Genomic DNA, 20,106 nt, shown 5'->3' with positions numbered 1-20,106 from the left:
GGGGCTTGCCCCCCGCCAGCTATAGCATACCGGTCGTCACGCGGAACTCCCGCATCTCCCCCGCTTTCAACATCACTGCCATTGGTATCACTGCAACCTCTGGGCTGCAACTGGCCGGCTGGACAAACGCCGTCGCCCGCGAGTTGGCTCGTGGCCGCTGTAAGACGGCATAGCTGAATTGGCGGGTGGCAAAACGGGTTACATACCTTCTGCCGCATGGCGCCAGCATAAAGAACTCGGCCTGATCGACATACAGCGAGAGGTCGTCAGAGCAAATGACCCGTAGTGGATTATCACGGATATTGAGCGCACAACCCGGCAGATTTTGGCGGAAAACGGCACCCTCTTCACAGGCATAGTTCATATGGCACATATAACTCAATGGCTGGGCCTGCTCGGCCAGGTTGTTGATCACCATTTCAATACTGAACTGTGTGCTGTTGGCGGCTAGCTGAACGGCCGGTTGGATGCGGCAAGGGCCATCGGCAGTGCTGGCTCGTACAGCGATCGCTTCCTCTTCTACCTCCAGCCAGACATCAATCACCGCACCATAATTAGCTGGCAAGCCTTGGTGAGAGGCAAAACAGCCACGGGCATCATTACGTCGAGGCTGCGATCGGCTGGCTTTTGCTTTGAGAGACTGGCCGTCAAACACCGCATCCCAAATCATCAAATCCTGGTAGGGCAACAACGTTAAGGTACCCCGCTGGTTTTGCAGCGCTAACGCGGCGATATCACCAGGAAACATAAACGCGGTCACCGTAAAACCAGCGCCGCAATACACTTCATTCGGCTGTGTGCCGAACAATCCAGGGCTCAGATTAATGATCGTCTTCATTTTCTTTCCTCAGGGGGCAGTCGTTGCACCGTGAACGAATTGGTCAAGGTGTAATCTATGTTATTTAAATAACATTTACCAGCACATTCTGTGGCAGATGGTGCTCATCAATTCCGCTTATGACTCAAAAATTAGTGTTAATACAGCTACCAATCGCGATGTGACAATGTTAGGATTATAACATCACTAACATCCAAAAGCGTTATTACACCCACTGAGGAATTACCATGACTACTGAACAGATTGATTACGCTCGCTATATCGACCACACCCTGCTGGCTATGGACACCACGGAAAGCCAGATCAACCAACTGTGCGAAGAAGCGCGTCAGCATAATTTCTATGCCGTTTGCGTTAACTCGGGTTATGTTCCGTTGGCCGCTCACCTGTTGCAGGAAAGCAACGTTAAAGTATGCTCGGTTATCGGCTTCCCTCTGGGGGCTGGTTTGACCGTCTCCAAGGCTTTCGAAGCCAAAGCTGCCATTGCCGCTGGCGCCCAGGAAATCGACATGGTGATCAACGTCGGTTGGCTGAAAAGCGGCCTGAATGACGAAGTGAAGGCCGATATCGCCGCGGTGCGTGAAGTTTGCGCGGCTATCCCGTTGAAGGTAATATTGGAAACCTGTCTGCTCAGCGATGAACAAATCGTTGTGGTTTGTGAAATGTGTCGTGAACTGGATGTCGCTTTCGTTAAAACCTCTACCGGTTTCAGCACTGGCGGCGCTCGTGAAGACCACGTCAAACTGATGCGTGCTACCGTAGGCAGCGAGATGGGCGTCAAAGCCTCTGGCGCAGTGCGCGATCGCGCTACCGCTGGGAAAATGATTGCCGCCGGTGCAACACGTATCGGCACCAGCTCGGGCGTTGCGATCGTTTCTGGCGATGCGGCGGCCACCGGTAGCTACTGATTTTCGCTAGCTCTATCTAGGTATAGCGACATCTAATGCGGGGTTGTGCCCTCAGTGCGAACTGGGTCTGCACTTCTCCGCATTATTGTGTTGGAGCGAACGAAAGAAACTTTTGGCTCCTTTATCCCTTTCGGCCACACTTGAGAAACTTGGGGTATAAACCTGTAGGAAAAACTGATGGAAACCCGGCGCGACGAACGTATCAACCGGCTAGTTCAGGCTCTAAAGCGTTCTGACAAGATCCACTTAAAAGAAGCAGCCGCACTGCTCGGCGTCTCGGAAATGACCATCCGGCGCGATCTCAGTGCCGAACCTGCTGCGGTGGTCTTGCTTGGGGGTTATGTCGTAGCCGATCCGCGTATCAACGGAGTCACCAATTATTTTGTCTCCGATCAGAAAGCCAAGCAGGTGGCGGAAAAGCGCCGTATTGGCATGTTGGCGGCACCGCTGGTCAACGAAAACGACACGGTGTTCTTTGACTGTGGCACCACCACCCCGGCCATTATCGACGCCATTGCCGATGAACTCCCCTTTACCGCCATCTGCCACTCACTCAACACCTTTCTGGCGCTGCAGGACAAGCCCAACTGCAAGGTGATCCTGTGCGGCGGCGAATTCAAACCGAGCAACTACATTTTCACCGCTGTTGGCCAACATAACGAGTTGGACCATATCTGCCCTAACGTGGCCTTTATCTCCGCGGCAGGCATCACTCTGCAGCATGGCGCAACCTGCTTCAATCTTGATGAACTGGCGATGAAACACAAAGCGTTGGACAAGGCGCAGCAAAAAATCCTGGTCGCCGACCACAGCAAATTTGCCCAAACCAAGCCTGCCTGCATCGGGCCGCTGGCATTGTTCGACAAAGTCATCACCGATCGCCAGCCTGACCCTGAATTCATCGACTTTTTCAACCAACACGCGGTCACTTTGCGTTTCTGATCTTGGCCTCACTACCGATTTTATGCCGTGTCCCTGGTGTTACCTGAGGGACGCGGTTGCCAATTTCTCGTTAAACTCAGGCTTTTTTTTAAGCAATTAAACTTAAAATAATCCTAATGGCCGATAATTACAGGTTAATGGATTGCAACAACTTGCCAGCGTTATTATTTCCCACAGAACATTATTGCAGTAATTTGCATCAAATCTCACCCAGATAAAATGGTTCCCTTCTTCCACCCACCTCATTAATCCGCCTTTTGGCAAAAAATTATCAGCTATTTTTAATCAAATTATCAGAGTTTACCTTTATTCATATGATGATTAAAATCGTCGTATTACGGTCATCCTCTTCCAGCCACACCGACAATCAAAATCAGTAAATAAGTTTAAAAACAATCAGATAAGCTTTTCCCCCTCACTAACCAAACGTGATCTATATCACTAAAACAGCTAAATCCGGCTTTTTAGCTAGATCCAAACCAGCACATAAAATATATTGCTCGCCCTGCCACACAAGACAGGTTTTTATCCGGCTAAACATCATACAAACCGGATAAAGGTTGTGGGATTAGTGAGAGCGGTTGCAGCATGATGTTTCGCACAAACGCGCAACATTTGCATGAAAATTTACAATAAAAGCCTTTAACCGCACACATCACGCATTTGGGAGCAAGATCACGGTTGTTTCTGCTGTAAATCGTTATCTTGCCGCCAACAAAATCGGTGGGCAGTTGCTCCTCCGACAGAAACATCGGCGTTGACCCCGTTAACAGCAGAAACCATTTGGACAGGTTAGCAACATCATTAGCCTGATAAACAATTCAGAGGCGCAATTCATCCTCTAGTTGTAACAACTGATTTTACCACTGGTGAGACAGCCACTTATTTCACCAGCGGATTTTAAACTTAAGTTTTTCTTTTTATTTTAAATTATCGTGTTCACCTCGGAGATATTTATGGACACTACACAGACCGGCACTATCGCCTCTGCAGCCTCAGGTTCCAGCACGGCCTGGCGTAAATCAGATACCATGTGGATGTTGGGCCTCTACGGCACCGCCATCGGCGCTGGCGTCTTGTTCTTGCCAATCAACGCCGGTATCGGCGGTTTAATCCCGCTGATCATCATGGCCATCATCGCCTTCCCGATGACCTTCTTCGCCCACCGTGGCCTGTGCCGTTTCGTTTTGTCTGGTAAAAACCCAGGTGAAGACATCACCGAAGTGGTAGAAGAACACTTTGGCATTAGCGCGGGTAAACTGATTACCCTGCTCTACTTCTTCGCCATTTACCCAATCCTGCTGGTTTATAGCGTCGCGATCACCAACACCGTGGACAGCTTCATCACCCACCAGTTGGGTATGGCCTCGCCACCGCGTGCCATCCTGTCGCTGATCCTGATCGTTGGCCTGATGGGCATCGTGCGTTTCGGTGAGCAGGCGATCGTGAAGACCATGAGTATCCTGGTATTCCCGTTTGTTGCGGTGCTGATGCTGCTGGCGCTATATCTGATCCCTAACTGGAGCAGTGCCATCTTCGAAAACGTCTCACTGGCCGGTTCTGGCGGCAGCCTGGGCCACGGCCTGGTAATCACCCTGTGGCTGGCAATCCCGGTTATGGTGTTCTCGTTCAACCACTCACCGATCATCTCCGCCTTTGCAGTCGCAAAACGCGAAGAGTACGGCGTGGACGCTGAGAAGAAATGTTCCCGCATCCTGGGCTACGCACACATCATGATGGTGCTGACCGTGATGTTCTTTGTTTTCAGCTGTGTGCTGAGCCTGTCCCCGGCGGATCTGGCCGAAGCCAAAGCGCAAAACATCTCCATCCTGTCTTACCTGGCTAACCACTTTAACAACCCGGTGATCGAGTACATCGCCCCAGTCATCGCCTTCATCGCTATCACCAAATCCTTCCTGGGCCACTACCTCGGTGCTCGTGAAGGCTTTAACGGCATGATTGCCAAATCGATGAGAAGCCGTGGTAAAACCATCACCACCCACAAGCTGAACCGCATCACTGCCATCTTCATGCTGGTGACTACCTGGATCGTTGCCACACTGAACCCAAGCATTCTGGGCATGATCGAGAACCTGGGTGGCCCAATCATCGCGATGCTGCTGTTCCTGATGCCGATGTATGCGATCCGTAAAGTGCCTGCCATGCGCAAGTACAGCGGCCACATCAGCAACGTATTTGTGGTCGTGATGGGCCTGATTGCCATCTCTGCCATCCTGTACACACTGTTCGGTTAATAGCGCTCAGCCGGTGCCCTATGGCACCGGCTATCTCGAATCTCCCCCTCCTACCCCGCCGCGAACTCAAGCATTACCCATATGCCCCCTAAACGGCAGGCTGAGGGAATTAACTTCAAGAAGGAAGCGAGACTATGGTCAGCGTTTTCGATATTTTCAAAATTGGCATCGGCCCTTCCAGTTCCCACACCGTCGGCCCGATGAAAGCCGGTAAACAGTTTATTGATGATTTGCAGGCCGCCGGGCAACTCCACGATACAACGCGGGTGGCGGTTGACGTCTACGGCTCACTGTCACTGACGGGTAAAGGGCACCATACCGACATCGCGATTATTATGGGCCTGGCGGGCAATCTGCCCCATGACGTGGACATCGACAGCATCGCCGGCTTTATTCGTGATGTAGAGCAGCGGGGCCGCCTGTTGTTGGCAAAGGGTGTGCACGAGGTCGATTTTCCACAGCTTGGTGGCATGAACTTCCACAGCACTAACCTGCCGCTGCACGAAAACGGCATGTCGATCAGCGCCTATGCTGGCGATCGGTTACTTCACAGCAAAACCTATTACTCCATCGGCGGCGGATTTATCGTTGATGAAGAAAACTTCGGCCAATCGGCCAACAATAGCGTTGCGGTCCCCTACCCTTATCGTTCCGCGCTGGATTTGCAGCAGCATTGCAAAGATACCGGGCTTTCACTTTCCGGTTTGGTGATGCAAAACGAACTGGCATTGCGCAGCAAAGCAGAGATCGAAGCGCACTTTGCCGACGTCTGGCAGGTGATGCGTGCCGGTATCGAACGCGGTATGAATACCGAAGGGTTGCTCCCCGGCCCGATGAAGGTACAGCGCCGTGCCGCCGCCCTGCGCCGCATTCTGGTAACCGGTGACAAGAACAATATCGACCCGATGAACGTAGTTGATTGGATCAATATGTTCGCGTTCGCGGTCAACGAAGAGAACGCTGCGGGTGGCCGAGTGGTAACGGCCCCCACCAACGGGGCATGCGGTATCATTCCTGCGGTACTGGCGTATTACGACCAGTTTATCCGCCCGGTGAACACCAACTCCTACAGCCGTTACTTCCTGGCTGCCGGTGTGATCGGCACGCTGTACAAGATGAATGCTTCAATCTCCGGCGCTGAAGTGGGCTGCCAAGGGGAAGTCGGCGTGGCCTGCTCAATGGCGGCAGCTGGTCTGGCGGAGCTGATGGGCGGCAGCCCGGCACAGGTTTGTATCGCCGCAGAGATTGCCATGGAGCACCATCTTGGGCTGACCTGCGATCCACTGGCCGGACAGGTTCAGGTGCCTTGTATCGAACGTAACGCGATTTCTGCCGTGAAGGCGGTCAACGCCGCACGTATGGCACTGCGTCGCACCAGCGAGCCACGCGTTTGCCTGGATAAGGTGATCGAAACCATGTACGAAACCGGCAAGGACATGAATTCCAAATACCGTGAGACATCACAGGGCGGATTGGCCATCAAGGTTGTGGCGTGTAATTGATCTGGCAGAAGGGGCCACTGTTGGCCCCTTATCAAACAAAGATTAACCGAAAATACCGCCAAACCACTGGGTCAGCTTCATCATCACAAAGTCCCACATGCGGCTAAAGAAGTTCCCTTCCTTCACTTCCTGCATCACCACCAGCGGGTGCTGTTCGATAGTTTTGCCATCCAGTTGGAAATCGATGGTGCCTACCACCTGATTTTTTGCCAGCGGCGCTTCCAGCGTCGGTTGGTTAAGCTTGTAGCTGGCCTTCAGGTTTTTCATCTGCCCTTTAGGGATAGTGACGGCGGCATCCTTTGCCACGCCCAGCGGCACTTCACCCACGTCGCCAAACCACACTTTCTGCGTCACAAAGGCTTTATCAGCCTTGATCGGCGTTGCGGTTTCATAGAAGCGGAAGCCCCAGGTCAGCAACTTCTCGCTTTCGCTAAAGCGCACGCGGTCACTCGGAGCCCCCAGTACCACCGAAATCAGGCGCATTGGGCCGTCGGTGGCCGAGGCGACCAGGTTATGCCCGGCCCCGCCGGTGTAACCGGTTTTGATACCATCCACATTCAGGTTGGTGCTCCACAGCAGGCGGTTACGGTTTATCTGGCGGATCTTGTTGAAGGTGAACTCTTTTTCTTTATGCAACGCGTACTCATCCGGCACGTCGCGGATCAGCGCCTGGCTCAGCAACGCCATATCGCGTGCGGTGCTGTACTGCCCTTCGGCATCCAGACCATGCACAGTCAGGAAGTGAGTATTTTGCAGGCCGAGGGACTTGCCATAATTGTTCATCAAGCCAACGAACGAATCCTGGCTACCCGCCACGAAATCCGCCAAGGCGATGCTGGCGTCGTTACCTGACTGGATGACGATGCCTTTATTGAGTTCCGATACCGGTACCTGATCGCCGGGTTTGATAAACATCAAAGAAGACCCCCGCAGCACCGGGTTGCCGGTTGCCCAAGCATCTTTACCCACGGTGACGAGATCGTCCGGTTTGATTTTACCGGCTTTCATCGCCTGGCCAATCACGTAGCTGGACATGATTTTAGTCAGGCTCGCGGGATCCAGGCGGGTATCCGCGTTGCCTTCTGCCAGGATCTTGCCACTGTCGTAATCCATCAATACATAGGCTTTCGCATCGACCTGTGGTGCGGCCGGAGCCTCTGCTGCCTGTACGGTAGGCACAACCAACAACATGACACCTACACTGAGGGCCAATTTACCAAGAGAAGTGGAACGGTTATTTTTCATCATGACGTCGCCAGAGTGTCCATTCAAACCATTGAAATAGCGTTAACTTTCAAACATGTTCACGTTTTCAGCCAACCAGCGAGAGTGGCACGAGGCCGCGCTGCCAACCGCGAAATACCCAGCGGCTCCCATTTGGGCCAACGCGGCACCGAAAGTGCCCCCGTTGTGAGTTTATTAGATTGCTCTTATTTTTGCAGGGTTTAGGCTGATTTTTCTGCATTTTTACATAACTGTACGTTACCGCAGAGAAATTGGCTGGAAATCAGGCTATGCGCAGGTTAAGTAAACCTTCAACAAACCGTCGCCGCACTGTCATCAAAATTACTTATGCTCTGCGCATTTCACCGCGGCAACTGGCTCGCAGCCGCGCGTATCCGTTATCCTGTAGCCCGCAGCATTCCTTGCCGGAGAAATATTGATGGATTTAGCCCTGTTCGACCTGGATGAAACCCTGATTGATGATGACAGCGCCAGCCTGTGGGTTCGCTGGCTGGTGGCCGAAGGGTTCGCCCCGGCAGAGTTGGAACGCCAAGAGCAGTTGTTGATGCAATCCTATTATCAGGGCCAGCTGTCGATGGAAGATTATATGCAGGCAACACTGGTTCCGCTGGTGGGCCTGAGTACCCAAACCGTCGCCGGTTGGGTGCAGCGCTATATTCGCCGGGATATCCTGCCCCGCGTCTACCCCGCGGCACGCGAACGCATGCAATGGCATCGCGAACGCGGCGACTGCATTCTGGTGATTTCAGCAACCGGCGAACACCTGGTTGCCCCCATCGCCGAGCAACTGGGCGCTGATGGAGCGCTAGCTATCGGTGTCGAGGTAGCAGAGGGCCGTTTTACCGGCAATACCTACGGCACCATGACCTACCAGCAGGGTAAGGTCATCCGTCTGCAACAGTGGTTGCAGCAACACCCTGAACTGCAATTTGCCCATAGCCACGGCTATAGCGACTCCATTAACGATAAGGCCATGCTGGAATACGTCGACAGCGCCACTGTCATTAACCCTAATAGCGACCTTGGCGCGTTGGCAGAGCTGCACGGTTGGGAAGTCTGCCACTGGGAACGCTGATTTCAAGGTGACAAAAACGGCTTTGTAGCGTAGGTATGGGGGTTACTTTTATCCGTCGATGAGGAGGTGCTTTGTGCTGACCATTTGGGGCCGTGAAAATTCTAACAACGTCAAGAAAGTGCGCTGGTGTGCCGCTGAGTTAGGGCTGAATTACACCCATATCAACGCCGGTGGTGCCTACGGCAAGGTTAACGAAGAACCTTACCGATCGCTTAACCCCAACGGCCTGGTACCGCTGTTGCAGGATGGGGATTTCGTGCTGTGGGAATCTAATACCATCGTGCGTTATCTGGCGGCCAAGTTCGGCCAGACGCCATTTTACCCTCAGGATCTCCAGGCTCGCGCTGCGGCAGAAAAATGGATGGACTGGAATACCTCAACCATCACCGCCCCTTTCCGCAACGTGTTCTGGGGCATGGTTCGCACTCCGCCCGAAAAGCGTGATATGGCCCTGATTGAGGCTGGCATTGCTGAACTGGAGCAACACTTTGCTATCATCGAACGCACATTGGCTGAGCAGCCTTTCCTCTCAGGCCAAGAGTTCGGCATCGGCGATATTCCACTCGGCAGCTTTGTTTACGCCTGGTTTTCCATGCCGATCGAACGCCAGCCCAGCCCGCATATGGAGCGCTGGTATCAACGGTTGTGCGCACGCCCTGCTTACCAGCACGCGGTGATGATACCACTCACTTGATTACCAAGGTGCCCCAGATGGGGCGCTTCTTACAACGCAGGGACGCAAAAGCATGTCATTGTTTTATTTACAGGTACGCCGTAACCACCTGACATTGAAAAGCCTCGACACTCAGAAGACCGCCTCTAGAGTTGGCCCTTTCAGCACTCAACGGCTGCTGGTTGGCCAGTTTTTTATTGCCGAATACTGCCTGTATAATCTGGTACCAGAGTTTTTCCCTGGCTTTCTCAATCAGCTTAAGCGCCGCCATTTACGTCATGACATAGTGATCCATGCAATGGAAATGCTGGAAGGCGGCGTAAGCCAGGTCGAGCAGCGGATCCTGCAGGAAATTACCGTTGCAAGTTTTCCCAAAGGATATCACTCAGTATATGCAGACCCGCATCCTCTGTGTGATGACACGGTAAAACGGATTTTCTCACTGAATTCCGACCAGGTACTCACCGCCGCCGATCTCAAACTAATCTAACTGGGCACTAATCGTGCCCAACCCGCAGCAGTTTCCCATTACTGTCATCAGTCAGCAGATAAAGGTAACCATCCGGCCCGACGCGCACGTCGCGAATACGCTCATTGCGATCGCCCAATAGCCGCTCTTCTGCCACTATTTTGTCGCCGTCCAGCGTCAAACGGATCAGGTCCCGTTGTGCCAATGCGCCAATAAACAGAGAGTGCTGCCATTCGGGGAATCGCTGGCTGTCGTAAAAGGCCATCCCACTGACCCCCGGAGAAACTTTCCAATAATGCAATGGCTGTTCGGTCCCTGGTACAACTTGGCCTTTAGCCTCAGGGATAGCTAGCCCTGAATAATTAATTCCATAGGTCGCTATCGGCCAGCCATAGTTTTTGCCCGGCAGAGGAATATTGATTTCATCACCGCCGCGTGGGCCGTGCTCATGCTCCCAAATCACCCCACTCCAAGGGTTCAGCGCTAATCCTTGCGGATTACGATGGCCATAAGACCAAATCTCCGGTCGCTTGCCCTGTTGGCCAACCAGCGGGTTATCGGCAGGTACCTTGCCCTCCGCCGTTAGCCGAACAATCTTGCCTTGCAGTTTGTCCATTTCCTGTGCAGTCGCCCGTTGGTTGTTTTCACCCAAGGTAATAAACAGATAGCCCTGGCGATCAAAGGCGAGTTTAGAACCAAAATGGTTGCCGGTAGACAACTTGGGCTGTTGGCGAAAAATCACACGAAAATCTTCCAGCTGTTTATTGTCTGCACTCAGGCGCCCATAACCAACAGCAGTGCCGGCTTTATCGGCATCCCCTGCTTCAGCAAAGCTAAGGTAAACCCGGCGGCTAGTGACAAAATCCGGAGCCAGCACCACGTCCAGTAATCCTCCTTGCCCCTGCGCATACACGTCTGGCACACCGGTAATCGGTGAGGAAAGCCCGGCAGACGGCTGCCATAACCGCAAACGGCCAGGGCGCTCCGTTATCAGGATACCGCTATCGTTCGGCAAGAAGGCCAGCGACCAGGGATGCTCAAGGCTGTCCTGTAATTCGGTCACTACCGGTGCCGCATGCAGCAGGCCATTGCCGAACAGCAACCAACCCGCAATCAAAAAAGGCCGCAACATGTCTTCTCCTTAAATTGGTACAGTTCAATGAGTTTAGCCCAGACGGTAAAGTTCGTGCTTTAATCTAAATTTCAATATGTTGCATTTTTCCTTTACTGTGCTTAAGTTAGTTGAACCATCCAGGGGGCACCATGAAAATCACCGTAACAGACGCACTACAGCCAGAAGATACCGAAGAGATTCGCAATCATTTGAAGACTTTTAACCGCCAATTTGTCGGCGATATCCTGAACAAAAACATTGGGGTTTTTGTCCTGGATGATCAGGGGAATAAACTCGCCGGGTTAACGGGCAGCACCGTAGGCCGCTGGTTAAGCATCGATTTGTTATGGGTTTCTGAGACATTACGCGGCGAAGGTGTAGGCAGTAAGCTCATCAAGAAAGCAGAACAGCAGGCAATGGCGGATGGCTGCAAATATGCGCGTGTAGATACTTTCAGTTTTCAGGCTCGTCCTTTCTACGAAAAACAAGGTTACCAATTGCAAATGACATTGCACAATGCGCCGGTAGAACATGAACGCTATTTCTTCACCAAAACCCTCACAGACTGACAGGTAACGCAATGGAAACCCAGGCAATGGTCATCAACTGCGTGGCGTACAAGGCCGGTAAACGGCTGACGGACGTGACGATTGAGGATATCAGTGAAGTGGTCAAGGAGCCGGACACCTTTATCTGGCTGGGCTTGTGGCAACCGGAAGACGCGTTTATGCGTAAGATCCAAGAGGAGTTCAGCCTGCACGATCTGGCGATCGAAGACGCTCTTTGCGCCCACCAGCGGCCAAAAATAGAAACCTACGGTGACTCGCTGTTCATCGTGGTGAAAACCGCACAGTGGATGAAAGAAGAAGTCGAATACGGTGAGACCCACTTTTTCGTTGGTAAAAACTTCCTGATCAGCGTGCGCCACGGCGCTTCTTCCAGCTATGCCCCTATCCGCGCCAAGGCAGAGGAAAACCCCAAGCAACTGTGCCACGGGCCTGGCTTTGCGCTGTATTCGGTATTGGATTTTATCGTCGACAACTATCGCCATATCGTCGGCAAGTTCGAAGCGATGATCGAAGACATCGAGTCCAACATGTTCAGGTCGGAGTTTGACGAAACCGCCATCGAAAACGTCTACAGCCTGCGCCGCCACCTGCTCGGCCTGCGTAATGCAGCCCTGCCGATGGATGAGATCTGCAATCAGCTGATCCATCTGCATGAGGATGTGATCCCTAAAGAGTTGCGGGCCTACGTTCGCGATGTGCAAGACCATACCCGGCAGGTCGCCAGCACGATAGATGATATGCGCGAAATGCTGACCAACGCCATGCACGTCAATTTGGCATTGGTGACCGTCAAGCAAAACGAAGTGGTTAAGCGATTGGCTGGCTGGGGGGCGATCCTGGCCATTCCAACGGTGATCTTCAGCCTGTACGGCATGAACTTCGCCGATATGCCCGAATTGAAGTTCCCCTGGGCTTACCACACCACGCTGGGCGTCACCGTCGCCGGTTGCTTCTTCCTGTACCAAAAACTCAAGCGTTCCGGCTGGTTATAGATCGCCATCAAAACGGCCTATACTGCTAGGGCCAAGACTTCTGCTGGCTACGTTACGTAGGGCGCTGCATGCGCCCGTCTGGCTTTGTCATCAATCTGGGCCGTTTTTGTTTACGCCGCCAACATATAACGGTGTAATTTCCGGTTGCCCAAGTGTAAAATCCGCCCGTTTCTATTTTGGATTGAGCTATGTCACAAACTATGACCCCAAAAGCCCCCCGTGTCGGCTTTGTCTCACTAGGTTGCCCGAAAAACCTGGTTGATTCTGAACGGATCCTGACTGAACTGCGTAACGAAGGTTACCAGGTAGTGCCCCGCTATGATGATGCCGAGCTGGTGATCGTGAACACCTGCGGCTTTATCGACAGCGCCGTTCAAGAGTCACTGGAAGCGATCGGTGAAGCCTTGAACGAGAATGGCAAGGTGATTGTGACCGGCTGCCTCGGTGCCAAGGAAAACCAAATCCGTGAGGTGCATCCAAAGGTCCTGGAAATTACCGGGCCGCACAGCTACGAACAGGTTTTGTCCCACGTTCACCAATATGTGCCGAAACCGGAACATAACCCCTTTACCAGCCTGACCCCGGCGCAGGGCGTGAAGCTGACGCCAAAGCACTACGCCTACCTGAAGATTTCCGAAGGCTGCAACCATCGCTGCACCTTCTGCATCATCCCATCGATGCGTGGCGATCTGGACAGCCGCCCGATCGGTTCCGTACTGGATGAAGCCAAACGCCTGGTGGAATCTGGGGTGAAAGAGCTGCTGGTGATCTCACAAGACACCTCGGCCTACGGCGTCGATGTCAAACATCGCACCGGTTTCTGGAACGGCCAGCCGGTAAAAACCAGCATGGTCAGCCTGTGTGAACAGCTTTCCAGCCTGGGTGCCTGGGTGCGTCTGCACTACGTTTACCCTTACCCGCACGTGGATGACGTGATCCCGCTGATGGCAGCAGGCAAGATCCTGCCTTATCTGGATATTCCACTGCAGCACGCCAGCCCGAAAATCCTCAAGCTGATGAAACGCCCTGGCGCGGTTGAACGCACGCTGGAGCGCATCAAGCGCTGGCGAGAAATCTGCCCGGAGCTGACGCTGCGCTCCACCTTTATCGTTGGCTTCCCTGGGGAAACCGAAGAAGACTTCCAGATGCTGCTCGACTTCCTGACCGAAGCCAAGCTGGATCGCGTTGGCTGCTTCAAGTTCAGCCCGGTAGAGGGTGCTGCCGCTAATGAACTGGCCGACCCGGTACCAGAAGAAGTGAAGGAAGAACGCTTCCATCGCTTTATGCAGTTGCAGCAGCAAATCTCCGCCCAACGCTTGCAAGACAAGATTGGCCGCGAAGTGCTGGTGCTGATCGACGAAGTGGATGAGGAAGGTGCCATTGGCCGCAGCATGGCGGACGCACCGGAAATCGACGGCGCGGTTTACCTCAACGGTGAAGCCAATGTCAAAGTCGGCGACATCGTCAAAGTGAAGATTGAGAACGCCGACGAGTACGATCTCTGGGGTTCAAAAGTCTGACTTCGACCACCGCGAAAAACAATAAAGGGGTTAGCAGCAGTGCTAACCCCTTTATTTATTGGTGAACTACCAGTTAGTTACTTTTCGTCTGGCAGAGCATAAGCAATGACATAGTCACCCCGCTCTGCGGCCTGACGAGCACCACCAGCGCTGATGATAATGTATTGCTTGCCGTTCTTCGGCGATACAAAGGTCATTGGGCCGGACTGGCTGCCCACTGGCAGACGCTCTTTCCAGATCTCTTTCCCGGTTGCCGTATCGAAGGCACGCAGGTAGAAATCCTGAGTACCAGCAAAGAACAGCAGACCGGATTGAGTTGACAAGCTCGCACCCAGCGTTGGCATGCCCACTTCCATCGGCATACGCATTTTAATGCCCAGCGGCCCCGTATCCTGCACTGTACCTACTGGAACCTGCCACACCAGTTTGCCCGACTTCAGGTCTACCGCTGACATGGTGCCAAACGGTGGCTTCTGGCATGGAATGCCCAGTGGGGAGAGGAAGCGTTCACGGATCGCACCGAACGGCGTACCGTCCATCGGAACCAGACCCATTTCGATGCCACTGGCGCCGGTCGGCACCTTGCTGCGTGGCACCATCGAGTTGGCCAGCCCCAAACGCATATCGTTAACAAACATGATGGCATTGTTCGGATCCACCGAGACGCTGCCCCAGTTCATCCCACCCAACGAGCCAGGATATTGTAAAGCACGGTCGATACCCGGCGGTGTATAGACGCCCTGGTGACGCATCCCTTTGAACTCGATGCGGCACAGCAGTTGATCGAGCGGCGTTGCGCCCCACATGTCGGACTCGGTCAGCGTCTCGTTGCCAATATTCGGCATTCCCACCGAGAACGGCTGGGTTTTGGAGTAACGTTCGCCAGGCACATTGCCCTGCGGGACTTCACGTTCTTCCACTTTCGCCACTGGCTGACCGTTCTCACGGTTGAGCATAAAGATCATGCCCTGCTTACTGGTTTGCACAAGCACGGGTGTCGTGCCGCCCTTGCCGTCTGGCAGATCGTACAGTAACGGTTGGGAAGGCAGGTCAAAGTCCCACAGGTCATGGTGCGTGGTTTGGAAATGCCAACGCACTTTGCCGCTGGTGGCATCAACAGCCACGATGGAAGAGCTGTATTTATCATCCAGCTCGGTACGCTCGCCGCCAAAGAAGTCAGGCGTGGCGTTACCGGTCGGCAGATAGATCAGATTCAATTTGGCGTCGTAGGACATTGCGGACCACACGTTCGGCGTACCGCGCGTATAGGTTTCACCCGCTGGTGGCAGCTTGGTAATGGCCGGATTACCCGGATCCCATGCCCAGGCAAGTTCACCAGTATGCACATCATAAGCACGTACCACACCAGGAGGTTCGCCGGTAGAGAAGTTATCTGCCACGCGGCCACCGACCACCACCAGGTTACCCGCCACCAATGGGGTCGAGGTTTGCTGGTAATAACCCGGTTTAACTTCGCCCATGCCCGCTTTCAGATCGACAGTACCTTTATCGCCAAAGTCGGCGCAAGGTTTGCCGGTATCGGCATCAATGGCAATCAAACGCGCATCGATGGTTGGCAGGAACAGACGGCGTTCGCACATGGCCGGTGCCGAAGCGCTAGCGGCAACCACTGGCGATGAGGCTGGCTGAGCCGCATTGTCGTAATAACCCAGGCCACGGCAACGCTGCCAGTTAGGTGCAGAGGCTTTAGGATCGTAGGACCACAACTCTTTGCCGGTATCGGCTTCCAACGACAGCACTTTGCCGTAAGCAGTACAGACATACAGGGTGTTGCCGATCTGCAACGGGGTATTCTGGTCTTCAGCGCCAGAGCCGTTGCTTTGTGGAATATCGCCGGTATGGGCAATCCACGCCACCTTCAGCTTGCTGACGTTAGACTTGTTGATCTGATCCAGCGCGGCAAAACGGTCACCGTGGGTGGTATTCCCCCAATGTTCCCAGTTTTTCTGCTCACTACCGGCAGCCACAGGTTTAACCGGAATATCTTCCTTGGCCGCCACCAGTGGCGTAGGCACAAAGGTGTAACCAAATCCGGCCACCAGCGCAACCGCCAGCAACCCAGCCAAAGAATAGCTGACGAAGCCGCGAACCGGATGACCGGCACGTTTCTTCAACCATGGATAGGCCAACGCGGCCAGGAAGGCCAGCACGCCGAACATAAACAAGCGTGAGAACAACGGCCAGAAATCCAGGCCAACATCCCACAACGCCCAAATCAGGGTGAACACAAAGGCCAGCGCATACACCCATATGCCTGCAGGTTTGAGCTTGATCACCAGTACCGCAGCGATCAGCATCACCACGCCCATCAACCCAAAATAGAGGCTCCCTCCCAATGAAGCCAGGTAAACGCCGCCGATTGCCAGCGCGAGGCCGATGACGCCCATCAGCCCCCCCAGCAGCCACATCAAGTAATTCCCTATACTTCGTTTATTGCCTGTCTTTGCCATATTCACTTTCTCCCACCGCTAGCAACGCGCAAATTTTGGCGCACTCACTGGTGTCATAAATAACCATCCCAAGATAACAACTCAACGGGGGTTAGGTTCCCCGCTGTACTCCTGCTTACTACTCAAATGAATAAGCAACACTCATGCCCCCACCCCAGTTTCTGCCTGGAGCGGGTTCGAAATAGCGGCCATTGCCTTCGTTGACAATCACCGAGCCGACGTACTGGCGATCAAACAGATTGTCCACCCGGCCAAAAACGGTAAATTGCCAGTTCCCAACCGGGTAGCGATAACCGGTATTCAGCGCCGCCACGGTGTAGGACGGTGCCTGCTGTGAATTCTGATCGTTGGTCTGGATATCGCTCATATAGCGCAGTTCAGCACCGGCGAACCAACCCTGAGGCGGCGACCAGGCCAGCGAAGCGTACCCCATATTGCGGGCAATCCCCGGCAGGCGGTTGCCCTTCGGCACCTGCTTTGCAGCAGAACAGATGCTGTCGCCGCAGACATTATCGCGGTAAGTGGCATCCAGCAGCGTCCAGGCCATTTGCAGACGCCAGTCGTAGTTGAACTGTTGATCCAGCGCTAACTCCACCCCACGGCGACGGGTTTGCCCCGCGTTCTTATAGCTGGTGCGCCCGTTGCTGCTCTCATCGACGACAATTTCGTTTTTGGTATCGGTTTGGAACAGCGCCGCGCTGAACAGGCCGTTGCCGATACGGGTCTTGCTTCCTAATTCAACGGTATCGCTGGTAGCAGGTTTTAGATCGAGATTGAGCCCCGCCACGCCACCTGGGCGATAAGAGAGTTCATTGATGGTAGGGGTTTCAAAACCACGCCCGGCGGAAGCGTAGATATTCCAGGCCTTGGTCAACGCATAATTGAGCGAGCCTACTGGCAGCCACTGGTGATAGCGGGCATCGCCACTGTCATCGCCATTACTGCCGGTAATATAGCGATCGTTGGAGTCAAAATTGACGGTGCTGAAGCGCACTCCGGCATCCAGCGTCAAACGTTGGGTCAGGTTCCAGGAAGTTTGCAGATAGGGATCCACATTCCACATTAGGTTGCGTTCATCCCGCCGTAGATTACCCTTGGTCCCCAATTCGTTAACGCCGTTAACTACCGTGAAGTTCTCATAGCCTTTGCGCTGCTCGGTCATGGTTTCGTAGTCGAGCCCACCGGTCACGCTGAAGGGTAAAGTGGCCACTTCACCACGATGAGTCCAGCGAGTATCGATTCCCTGATAATGACGAGCCAGAGAGATCACTCCGCCGGGATGTTGTTCACTTCGCTGCTGTACGGCCACTGGAATTGACTGATACTGCGTGGTTTCCCGCTCACCGGCGTAAGTCATGATGCTCAGATCGTCATTGGCACTCATCTGACGTTCATAGCGCAACCCGGCCTGGGTTTGTGAGATGGTTTTACGCGTGTTGTATTGATCTGCTCTTGGGGCCTGGCGCGGATTGTCGTGCCATTCAGCTTCGGTTAAACCACCGGGATCGTCGGCATTGATGTCGACCGAGTTAAACAACAGCGTCAGCGTGCTGACATCATCAATGCGCACACCCAAACGCGCGTTGCCCAGGTTCTTGCGTGCCCCACTGTGGTCGCGGAACCCTTCGGTGGTAAAACGGGTCGTGGAGACGGCGTAGTTCACGTCACCGGCGTGCGTGCCATCGCCGGTTGCACCGCTGGCTTTCATGCCGTAGCGCCAGGTGCCGTCACTGCCGCTATACATCCCCGCTTCAATCTTGATAGGCTGTTGGCCGGTTTCGGTCTCTACATTGATGACGCCGCCGGAAGCGTTGCCATACAGCGCAGAAAACGGCCCGCGCAAAACCTCCACCTTATCCACTGAATTGAGATCGATATTCGACGTTTGCCCTTGGCCATCCGGCATGGTGGCAGGAATACCATCCACATAAATGCGTACTCCGCGTACGCCGTACATTGAGCGCGAGCCAAACCCACGGATTGACAGTTGCAAATCTTGCGCATAATTCTGGCGATTTTGAATTTGCAACCCCGGCACGCTGCCCAGCCCTTCAGAGATATTAATCTGCGGCCTGGCCTGACGAAGTTCATCGCCATTAAGCACGCTAACCGCTGCCGGAGTACTCAATTCTGAAAGACCGCTGCGCTTGGCCGTGACCACCATGGAAGATTGGTCCACTGCCCGATCGCTGGCTTGTACGTTTACCGCCATACACAGAGCGCAAGGTAACAGCGCAGAAATGGCGACAGGTGAGATCGCTGTATTTTTTTTATTAAGAAAATTCATGTAAAAACTGCCATTAGACGCTTGAGAGGATAGGTACCTTTTAGAAAAAACCGAGCGTATGTTAATACTTATCGCAACAGTTTGAAAATAGCGGAGAGAAACTCAAACTTCCGTTAACTCGAATTTTACACAAATGATAAATATAAATGATGAGTCTTAAATGGGGGAATGTGAAGGATTTAGATTATTGCTATCAATATCAATGCGTAAAATTAATTTCCTTATAATTTAGTCATGTTTAATAATCAAACTGGGAGAGTAAAAAAATAAGCAAGATTTTTGGAGGAGCACTGCCCCGCAAGCTGCGGGACAGTTTGATTTGGTTAACTGATCGGCATGCGATTCGGGTCTGGGTATTGATATTCAAACCCCAGCTCGTTACAGATACGGCTACCGTCCACCAGCCGCCCTTCTTGTTCATCTTCTTGCGCAAACTGCGGAGGTTGCAGATGCAGTTGCTCGGCCAGCGCCGGGTAGAAATCACGTTTGAGCGGATGGCCTGGCGCACAAAGATTATAGGTGTGCCCGCCCTTCGGCAGCTTCAGCAGCAGTTGAATGGCCGCAATCACGTCATCCTGATGCACCAGATTGACCCCGTGCGAACCGCCCTTGACGTCAACCTTACCCGCCAGGAAACGGCCTGGATGACGATCTCCACCCACCAGCCCTGCCAAGCGCAAAACGTCCACCGACGTGTTGGGCAATTGATGTAGCCAAAGCTCCAACTCCTCCAGCACTCGGCCAGCCGATGTCACCGGCTTGAGCGGCGAATCTTCCCGAACGGTACCGCTGGTTTCACCGTAAACCGACGTGGAGCTGGTAAAGATAATATGCGGCACGCCAAACGCTATCGCGCTGTCTACCAGCATACGTACGGCATCAAAGTAGCTTGCGCTCCCTTCGACGGTACGGCTGGCTGGCAGAGTGATCACCAACGCATCCGTGTACAACAGCTGTTCCAGATCGTGAGCTTCGCAAATCAGCTCCGGCGTCAGTTCCAGGCGATAACATTCGATACCACTCATCCGCGCGGCTTCTACCCCATCCGGCGTAGTTTTACTGCCAACCACTTCATACCCGTGGCCCATTAACGATAAAGCCAGCGGCATCCCTAACCAACCCAGACCCACAATGGCGACTTTTTTCATCAGTATGCCCCTAAGAATCGACTAACAAGCCCAACTTCACCGTTGCGGAAGGCCACCGGCCACACCGCAGGCGATAGTGAGATACTCCTCTAGGCTAC

Annotated in this window: 16 protein-coding genes; 10 read left to right on the top strand and 6 right to left on the bottom strand. The window is 53.5% G+C overall.

Translation table 11 applies throughout. The features are described 5' to 3' along the window. Positions 1–19 precede the first annotated feature (19 nt). Complete coding sequence (locus tag IMQ33_RS01575) at positions 20–838, bottom strand: hypothetical protein (RefSeq protein WP_230326833.1); 819 nt, start codon at positions 836–838, stop codon at positions 20–22. 227 nt (positions 839–1,065) lie between these two features. Between IMQ33_RS01575 and deoC the strand changes: the two genes are divergently transcribed. From deoC to IMQ33_RS01555, 4 genes are all read left to right on the top strand, one after another. Further along, entirely contained in the window at positions 1,066–1,746 is a 681-nt protein-coding gene (deoC, locus tag IMQ33_RS01570) for a deoxyribose-phosphate aldolase (RefSeq protein WP_161713545.1), read from the top strand. A 177-nt stretch (positions 1,747–1,923) separates the two neighbouring features. Beyond that, entirely contained in the window at positions 1,924–2,688 is a 765-nt protein-coding gene (gene deoR, locus IMQ33_RS01565) for a DNA-binding transcriptional repressor DeoR (RefSeq protein ID WP_065685372.1), read from the top strand. Positions 2,689–3,644: 956 nt separating this feature from the next. Continuing rightward, positions 3,645–4,943 (top strand): HAAAP family serine/threonine permease, encoded by a 1,299-nt coding sequence (locus IMQ33_RS01560; RefSeq protein ID WP_065685373.1) that lies wholly within the window; start codon positions 3,645–3,647, stop codon positions 4,941–4,943. A 134-nt stretch (positions 4,944–5,077) separates the two neighbouring features. Further along, complete coding sequence (locus IMQ33_RS01555) at positions 5,078–6,445, top strand: L-serine ammonia-lyase (RefSeq protein WP_065685374.1); 1,368 nt, start codon at positions 5,078–5,080, stop codon at positions 6,443–6,445. Between the two features lie 42 nt (positions 6,446–6,487). On the opposite strand, the gene IMQ33_RS01550 is transcribed toward IMQ33_RS01555, so the two are convergent. Further along, positions 6,488–7,693, bottom strand: a complete 1,206-nt coding sequence (locus IMQ33_RS01550; RefSeq protein ID WP_065685375.1) for a serine hydrolase — start codon at positions 7,691–7,693, stop codon at positions 6,488–6,490. 415 nt (positions 7,694–8,108) lie between these two features. On the opposite strand from IMQ33_RS01550, the gene IMQ33_RS01545 reads away from it, so the two are divergent. The 3 genes from IMQ33_RS01545 to IMQ33_RS01535 all read left to right on the top strand — a co-directional run bounded on the left by IMQ33_RS01545 (position 8,109) and on the right by IMQ33_RS01535 (position 9,928). Beyond that, on the top strand, positions 8,109–8,765 hold the full coding sequence (locus IMQ33_RS01545) for an HAD family phosphatase (protein WP_074028896.1): 657 nt from the start codon (positions 8,109–8,111) through the stop codon (positions 8,763–8,765). Between the two features lie 73 nt (positions 8,766–8,838). Further along, complete coding sequence (locus IMQ33_RS01540) at positions 8,839–9,459, top strand: glutathione S-transferase family protein (protein WP_094982886.1); 621 nt, start codon at positions 8,839–8,841, stop codon at positions 9,457–9,459. A gap of 52 nt (positions 9,460–9,511) precedes the next feature. After that, positions 9,512–9,928, top strand: a complete 417-nt coding sequence (locus IMQ33_RS01535) for a YjaA family stress response protein (protein WP_065685378.1) — start codon at positions 9,512–9,514, stop codon at positions 9,926–9,928. Between the two features lie 7 nt (positions 9,929–9,935). On the opposite strand, the gene IMQ33_RS01530 is transcribed toward IMQ33_RS01535, so the two are convergent. After that, positions 9,936–11,039 (bottom strand): PQQ-dependent sugar dehydrogenase, encoded by a 1,104-nt coding sequence (locus IMQ33_RS01530; RefSeq protein ID WP_196062780.1) that lies wholly within the window; start codon positions 11,037–11,039, stop codon positions 9,936–9,938. A 131-nt stretch (positions 11,040–11,170) separates the two neighbouring features. Here IMQ33_RS01530 and IMQ33_RS01525 point away from each other — a divergent pair, with 131 nt between their 5' ends. The 3 genes from IMQ33_RS01525 to rimO all read left to right on the top strand — a co-directional run bounded on the left by IMQ33_RS01525 (position 11,171) and on the right by rimO (position 14,102). After that, entirely contained in the window at positions 11,171–11,590 is a 420-nt protein-coding gene (locus tag IMQ33_RS01525) for a GNAT family N-acetyltransferase (RefSeq protein WP_161713549.1), read from the top strand. 11 nt (positions 11,591–11,601) lie between these two features. After that, a complete protein-coding gene (locus IMQ33_RS01520; protein WP_065685381.1) occupies positions 11,602–12,582 on the top strand; it encodes a magnesium and cobalt transport protein CorA in 981 nt (326 codons plus the stop codon). 188 nt (positions 12,583–12,770) lie between these two features. After that, positions 12,771–14,102: a 30S ribosomal protein S12 methylthiotransferase RimO gene (gene rimO, locus IMQ33_RS01515; RefSeq protein WP_186530059.1), complete on the top strand. Its 1,332-nt coding sequence runs from the start codon at positions 12,771–12,773 to the stop codon at positions 14,100–14,102. A gap of 77 nt (positions 14,103–14,179) precedes the next feature. On the opposite strand, the gene IMQ33_RS01510 is transcribed toward rimO, so the two are convergent. From IMQ33_RS01510 to IMQ33_RS01500, 3 genes are all read right to left on the bottom strand, one after another. Then, positions 14,180–16,573, bottom strand: a complete 2,394-nt coding sequence (locus IMQ33_RS01510; RefSeq protein ID WP_196062781.1) for a glucose/quinate/shikimate family membrane-bound PQQ-dependent dehydrogenase — start codon at positions 16,571–16,573, stop codon at positions 14,180–14,182. A 118-nt stretch (positions 16,574–16,691) separates the two neighbouring features. Next, positions 16,692–18,785 (bottom strand): TonB-dependent receptor PqqU, encoded by a 2,094-nt coding sequence (gene pqqU, locus IMQ33_RS01505; RefSeq protein WP_370573008.1) that lies wholly within the window; start codon positions 18,783–18,785, stop codon positions 16,692–16,694. Positions 18,786–19,183: 398 nt separating this feature from the next. Continuing rightward, positions 19,184–20,008 carry an SDR family oxidoreductase gene (locus IMQ33_RS01500; protein ID WP_161713551.1) on the bottom strand — a complete coding sequence of 275 codons (825 nt, stop codon included), beginning with the start codon at positions 20,006–20,008 and terminating at the stop codon, positions 19,184–19,186. Positions 20,009–20,106: the final 98 nt, after the last annotated feature.

The organism is Serratia sp. Res13-Sevr-LER1-36-b (assembly GCF_015673035.1).
Classification (GTDB): domain Bacteria; phylum Pseudomonadota; class Gammaproteobacteria; order Enterobacterales; family Enterobacteriaceae; genus Chania; species Chania fonticola_C.
This window is presented reverse-complemented; position numbering and strand designations above follow the sequence as displayed.